Consider the following 1,738-nt stretch of genomic DNA (forward strand, 5'->3'; position numbering starts at 1 on the left):
GGCCGGCGCCCACGCGCGTAGGCGGCGGCATCGGCGGATGCGGCACGGTAGCGATCCCGGCCTCCGATACGGGCGATCTCGCGGGAGACGGTCGAAGGGGATCTGCCCTGCCGTTTGGCCAACTGCCGGGCAGACTCCCCGGCCGCGATGCCGCGGGATATCTCCTCGCGCTCGCTGCCGGTCAGGTGCCGCTCGGAACGCTGCTGTGGGGCAAGACGGATGCCGCCGCTCTGGTACAGGAACTGACGGACATGGTGCATCGGCGCCCCGAGTCCCCTCCCGATCAAGCTGAACGACTGCCCCTCACGCCACCGTCTCCAAACCTCGTCCTGCTTAACACCGAGAACCCGTAGTCACGCACCTGTGCCTCCACGATCACATGATCATTCGTGGGTGGTGCGTTCAACACCGTTGCGTTAAGCCTGTGAGCTGCAGCGCAACCCCACTGTGAACGTGAACGTGGAACGGGACCCCTGATAGATCATCTTGCGACCAAGCATGAAGATCATCGGGGGTCCCGTTGCAGGAGCAGTCTGCCATCACACCCGCCCGGGGGAGGGCCCCGGGGGTCCACGCTCCGGGGCACTTGGGCGAGCTGATCGTGGACTTCGACCTGGTGGACGCGGTGCTCGTCGAGACCGGCGCTCAGGAGAAGCGGGTGCGGCTGTTGCCCGCGCGCGTCATGTCTACTTCGTCCTCGCGTTGGCCTTGTTCGAACACTGTTCCTACCGGGTGGTGTGGGGCAAGCTGACCGCGCAGCTGCCCGCCACAGTTCTGGTCCGTCCGGCTGTCCCCTCCCTTGTCCGGGCACGCCGCCGGCTGGGCGCGCGCCCGCTGAAGGTGCTGTTCCAGACCCTGGCCGGTCCGGTCGGCGAGCGGGGTCGGCCGGGCGTGCTCTACCGGGGCCTGCGGACCGTCGCGGTGGATGGCACCTGCCTGCACGTGCCCGAGGACGAGCAGGTCACCTGGCGCTATCCCAAGCGGGCCGGGGAGTACAGGGAGTTCGGCTATCCGCTGCTGCGCCTGCTGGTGGTCGTCGAGTGCGGAACCCGGGCCCTGCTCGCGGCCGCCTTCGGTCCCGAGACCGACGGCGAGACCGACGGGGAGACCGCCTACGCCGCCCGGCTGCTGGGCTGCCTCGATGCCTTGATGCCTCAACGCCTCGATGCTGCTCCTGGCCGACACCGCCTTCGACTCCCGTGACCTGCTGGAACAGGTCCGCGCCACCGGTGCGCAGTTGCGCACCGACATGCACGCCCACCGGCCACTGCCGCAGGACAGCGACCTGGCCCGCGCCCTCGCCGTGCTCGCCAGAGCTCAGCAGGACGCCACGTGGAACCGGCAGCAGATCTCCAACCAGCTCCGCTCCCTGTTGCGCGAGTACTATCCGTCCGCCCTGGCCGCCTTCGAGTCGTGGAAGAACGGTCTGTGCCGCCGGGAGGCGCACGAACTCCTCAAGGCGGCACCGACACCGACGCGGGCTGCGAAGCTGACACGCACGCAGCTGCAGGCCGCACTCAAGCGCGCCGGTCGCAAACGCGGCGTCGAAGCCGAGGCCGAACGGCTCCGTGAAGTCTTCCGCGCTGACTGGGCCCACCAGCCGCCGCTGGTCGAGGACGCGCTCGGCCAGCAGATGCTCGCGCTCCTGGTCCAGCCCCAGGCCGCCTGCACCTGCGTTCCACAGTTGAGTGGGGTTCTCGGGGGTTCGGCGAGGCATCGATGCAGGTCAGGCGGTTGC

The 1,738-nt window shown here is 69.2% G+C and carries 2 protein-coding genes and 1 pseudogene; 2 read left to right on the plus strand and 1 reads right to left on the minus strand.

The genetic code is table 11. The annotated features are described in order from the left end of the window. Positions 1-260: helix-turn-helix domain-containing protein (locus ABZT03_RS44285; protein ID WP_356049990.1), on the minus strand; the 260-nt coding region annotated here is incomplete at its 3' end. 238 nt (positions 261-498) lie between these two features. Here ABZT03_RS44285 and ABZT03_RS44290 point away from each other — a divergent pair. Both ABZT03_RS44290 and ABZT03_RS44295 read left to right on the plus strand, forming a co-directional pair. Further along, the gene (locus ABZT03_RS44290) at positions 499-1,203 is read left to right on the plus strand and encodes a transposase domain-containing protein (RefSeq protein ID WP_356049992.1); all 705 of its coding nucleotides are present in this window, start codon (positions 499-501) and stop codon (positions 1,201-1,203) included. Between the two features lie 34 nt (positions 1,204-1,237). Further along, positions 1,238-1,738: pseudogene (locus ABZT03_RS44295) on the plus strand (transposase); the annotation flags it as partial.

It is taken from the genome of Streptomyces sp. NPDC005574 (genome assembly GCF_040605435.1).
Classification (GTDB): domain Bacteria; phylum Actinomycetota; class Actinomycetes; order Streptomycetales; family Streptomycetaceae; genus Streptomyces.

Bases quoted from the DNA above. Each gene is read 5' to 3' on its own strand.
- ABZT03_RS44290 (WP_356049992.1), top strand. From the start codon at position 499: ATGAAGATCATCGGGGGTCCCGTTGCAGGAGCAGTCTGCCATCACACC.